Below are 4,224 nucleotides of genomic sequence, written 5' to 3'. Positions count from 1 at the left end.
CCAGTAACCAGCATAGTGCCCACAATGACAAATAATGCGCCTAATAATGTATTTGGCCCAACTTGCTCATCTAAAATTAAATGCCCCCAAAAAATGCCAAATAGCGGAATTAAAAAAGTGACTGTTAACGCCGAGGTAGGGCCTATATCTTCGATTAATTTAAAAAATAAAATATAAGCAAGTGCGGTGCACATTACTCCTAATACGAGTACACCTAGCATAACGTTGGTGCTTGGTATTTCTCGTATTGGCATAAATAAGATAAGCGGTAATACCATAAAGCTTGAAGCCCACATTGAGCCATGGGCGTTATCGAATGGGGGCAGTTTAGGCGCGTTTTTAGTGTAATGCGATGCAATGGCATAGCAAAGTGATGCGCTTAATGCTGCTACAATGGCCAAAATTGATTGGCTATTTAACACAAAATGATTTTGCCCAACCAAAATAACTACGCCAATTAAACCCAGTAGTAAACCAATCACCATACTTTTATTGGGCTTTGTTTTTGTCCATAAAATTCCAACAACAACACCCCATATTGGTGTTGTAGAATTTAAAATTGAGAGTGTGGATGCGCTGATAGTTTGGGCTGCTTAAGCAAAAAATAAAAACGGCAGAGCAGAGTTAAACGCGCCTATTATAAAAAAGTGTTTTGTGTGCTCAGTAAACGCCAAGCGGCGTTTTAAGTACAGCGCCACAATAAAGAGGGTGAGTGCGGCAAAGCCAACTCTAAACTCAATTAATACCGCTGGGCCTAAGCTGTTAGCTGCCATTCGCATAAATAAAAATGACGCGCCCCAAATTGCAGCCAGAAAAAATAACCGAAGTAAACTTGCTAAGCTCATGATAGTATTTTAATTATACAAACAGGATTACACAATAACAGGCTTTGCAAAGAGTGTAAGCCAGATTCGGTACTCGCATATAAAAAATAATAAAGGACTAGTTATGGCTAAATGTATATCGGTTGCAGCAATTTTGGCTGTAGGTTTATTAGGTGGGTGTGGGTCGACCCCTGTTAGCCTATACAGCGACAATACAATAAAGAAAAAAGATAAAGCGTATAAAAAGGGGCTATACGAGCAAGCTTTTTATGATTTAAAAGAGCCTGCAGCACTTGGCTATAAAAGTGCACAATATACGTTGGCATTCATGTTTTTAAAAGGCCAATACTTGGAGCAATCTACTAAACTCGGAATGGGCTGGCTAGGTGTTGCAAAAGAAGAGGGGGTTGAGAATTGGTCTGCGCAATACGATGCATTTTACAGTGCAGCGACTACGCAGCAAAAACAACAAATAGACGAAACAGTTGAGTTGTATATAACGCAATTTGGCGTTAAAGCACAAAATATGACCTGTCGGCGTTCAACTTCGCCTAGACGTACATTTGGTGAAGTTAAATGTAGTAGCTCACATCTAATCTGACAGTAAACGCAAATAGTTTAGACTTTATCTGACAAGCAGCTATGAGCGAATAACGGGCGGCCTCTCTAGCGCATTTTTGTAAAATTATCAGTTACAGTCTCGTTAGCTGGAAAGCCTCTAAATTCTAATAGCAACCGTCTTGCAGTGGTAGAGTTCCAAAAAAGCAAAGTTTATATTTAAAGAGGATTACTTTTTATCCACTTTTTCAAGTGGTCAATGAAGTTCTTAACTATTATCGATTGGTTTTTCCTAGAAGGATATAACAGGTTAATTGAAATTGAGGGGTCGCATTCCCAGTCCTCCAAAATAACCTTTAAGCGCTCTTGAGCAACACTTTCTTTAATGTGCCAATCTGACAAAAGCGCGATACCGTGGTCTAATTCCACCATACTCAAAACGCTGTCTCCTAAGCTAGAAGAAAAGGCAGGGTTTAACTTAACTGTTTTCCGTTCACCTTCTCTAATGAATGACCAATTAGTTTCATTACCAACGGTTAATAAAGTATGCTCTGTTAAATATTCAGGTGAATGTGGCACTCCTCTCTTTTCTAAATAACTCGGCGTTGCACATAAGACTCTCTTTGTATCGGATAGCTTTTGACCTATTAACGATGAGTCCCGCGAAGGGCCATGCCTAACAGCTAAATCAACACCTTGTTCAGTTAAATTTACCAAGCTGTCAGTAGAAATGATTTCAATATTAACTTGCGGGAAATTTTTTAAAAAGCTGCTAATCACAGGTAATAAATAGCTTTGCGTAAAAGAAGCCGACGCAGTTATTTTTATTTTTCCTTTTAACGTATTAGTTGGGTCAAGGTCATGTTCAATCTCATCACTAATACTTAACAGTCTTTGTGCATGGTTATATAGCTTCTCACCTGTAAATGTCGGACTAAGAGTCCGAGTTGTTCTATAAAATAATTTCGCACTCAGTCTGTTTTCGAGCGCTATCAACCTTTTACTTACTGCCGCAGCCGTTAGATTGTGAGCATCAGCAGCCATTCGGATAGATTTGAGTTCAAAAATCGTACTGAATATCTTCAGCTCCTCTATGGAATCAATCACATTATCAACCTTTCGGAATTAATCATTAAACCTTTGGTGTGTTTCTGGTAGTTAATTATGTTGATAATATCACTTTCGTCAATAACAAAGAGGTAAATTTTATGAAAGCAATTGCAATTAATGGTCATGGTGATGTTGATGTTCTACACGAAATCGAAGTTGATGCACCAAAACCAAAACGTGGTCATGTCGTAATTGATGTAAAAGCGACAAGTGTGAATCCTGTAGATACTAAAATCCGTAAAGGCAGTGAAGGTACTGCTGGTATGGTTTACCCTGCAATCCTTCACATGGATGTATCGGGTGTAATCAGTGAAGTTGGTGAAGGTGTAACTAACTTCAAAGTTGGTGATGAAGTGTATGGTTGTGTCGGTGGTATTGTTGGCATTCCAGGTACTCTAGCTGATAAGGTTGAAGCTGACGCTGTATTATTAGCACACAAACCTAAAACGCTTAGCTTTGGTGAAGCGGCTAGCTTGCCTTTAGTAGCAATTACCGCTTGGGAAGCAATTATTGGTCGAGCTGAAATCCAGCCGAGCGATAAAGTTTTAGTTCATGGTGGTACAGGTGGTGTAGGCCACATCGGTCTACAGCTTGCGAAAGCGCTAGGTGCACATGTTACAACGACTGTTGTAGATGAAGAACGCGCAGAAATTGCAAAACAATTGGGTGCAGACGAAACGGTTCTATTCCCTAAAGAAGAACCAAAGGAATATGTTGAAAGATTAACCAATGGTCATGGTTTCGATACTGTATTTGATACAGTGGGTGGGCCAGTTCTGCAAAACTCACTAATCGCTGCAAAACTGAAAGGGCATGTTATTTCTACAATTGGTTATGCTGATTATAACTTAACTGAAATGCACTTTAAGGCTCTTAGGTTAGATCTTGTATTTATGGCGATTTCGATTATTCACAATATCGATAGAGATACTCACGGTGACATTCTACGCCGACTTGCTGGGCTTGTAGATAAAGGCCAAGTTAAACCTTTGATTGATAGTGTTTTCCCTTTTACTTTGGATGGAGTTAAAGCTGCTCACTCTCGTCTAGAGTCAGGATTAGCTACAGGCAAAATCGTCATTGAGCGTTAATTCTCTCTTCTTGAACTAAAGGCTGTGTAAGCAGCCTTATACACCAAAATAGAGGTTAAAAATGAACAATGAAGTTATGATTGTTGTGGATATCCTATGTGAAACACAGCATTACAACACCGTTTTAAACGCAATTTATAAGTGCGCAAGTGAAAGTGTGCTTGAAGATGGGTGCGAGCGTTATGATGTGTACCCTGATACGAATGGTTCACAAAAGATCACATTGGTTGAAATGTGGCGTGACATAGATTCTTTAGAACAACATAAGAGTCTGCCGCATTATCTTCAATTACAAGCCTCATTAGAAGATAGAGTGCTATCAGTCGATATTCAAACAGCTCGTGTGTTTTAAGGTTTGTGATAAATGAAGTATCTTCACACAATGCTGCGCATATCAGATATTGAAGCATCACTGAGGTTTTTCTGTGAAGGTTTAGGGTTGAAGATTCTTAAAAGGAAAGACTACTTTAAAGATAAGTTCACTCTAATCTTTTTAGCTGCACCAGGTGATTGTAGTGGTCAATAAAATTTGGCCACAGTTTTAGAATCTTGATATCTAACCTCAGATTCATTTGGCGCTAAACCGGCATTATAATGATGCGGCCTAACGTTGTTGTAATATCCGTTGATATAATCACTAA

The 4,224-nt window shown here is 39.0% G+C and carries 5 protein-coding genes and 1 pseudogene; 4 read left to right on the top strand and 2 right to left on the bottom strand.

Translation table 11 applies throughout. From position 1 onward, the window contains the following. Positions 1-845, bottom strand: a pseudogene (locus tag H5072_RS12905) (DMT family transporter); the annotation flags it as partial. Positions 846-948: 103 nt separating this feature from the next. Between H5072_RS12905 and H5072_RS12900 the strand changes: the two are divergent. After that, positions 949-1,425 carry a sel1 repeat family protein gene (locus H5072_RS12900; RefSeq protein WP_182693740.1) on the top strand — a complete coding sequence of 159 codons (477 nt, stop codon included), beginning with the start codon at positions 949-951 and terminating at the stop codon, positions 1,423-1,425. 176 nt (positions 1,426-1,601) lie between these two features. On the opposite strand, the gene H5072_RS12895 is transcribed toward H5072_RS12900, so the two are convergent. Beyond that, complete coding sequence (locus tag H5072_RS12895) at positions 1,602-2,489, bottom strand: LysR family transcriptional regulator (RefSeq protein WP_182693739.1); 888 nt, start codon at positions 2,487-2,489, stop codon at positions 1,602-1,604. Between the two features lie 101 nt (positions 2,490-2,590). On the opposite strand from H5072_RS12895, the gene H5072_RS12890 reads away from it, so the two are divergent. From H5072_RS12890 to H5072_RS12880, 3 genes are all read left to right on the top strand, one after another. Further along, positions 2,591-3,583 (top strand): zinc-binding dehydrogenase, encoded by a 993-nt coding sequence (locus H5072_RS12890; RefSeq protein ID WP_182693738.1) that lies wholly within the window; start codon positions 2,591-2,593, stop codon positions 3,581-3,583. A 61-nt stretch (positions 3,584-3,644) separates the two neighbouring features. Beyond that, on the top strand, positions 3,645-3,935 hold the full coding sequence (locus H5072_RS12885; protein WP_182693737.1) for a putative quinol monooxygenase: 291 nt from the start codon (positions 3,645-3,647) through the stop codon (positions 3,933-3,935). A gap of 12 nt (positions 3,936-3,947) precedes the next feature. Continuing rightward, positions 3,948-4,109 carry a VOC family protein gene (locus tag H5072_RS12880; protein WP_182693736.1) on the top strand — a complete coding sequence of 54 codons (162 nt, stop codon included), beginning with the start codon at positions 3,948-3,950 and terminating at the stop codon, positions 4,107-4,109. The last annotated feature ends 115 nt before the right edge of the window (positions 4,110-4,224 follow it).

The organism is Pseudoalteromonas sp. SR45-5 (assembly GCF_014163565.1).
GTDB classification, from domain to species: domain Bacteria; phylum Pseudomonadota; class Gammaproteobacteria; order Enterobacterales; family Alteromonadaceae; genus Pseudoalteromonas; species Pseudoalteromonas distincta.
This window is presented reverse-complemented; position numbering and strand designations above follow the sequence as displayed.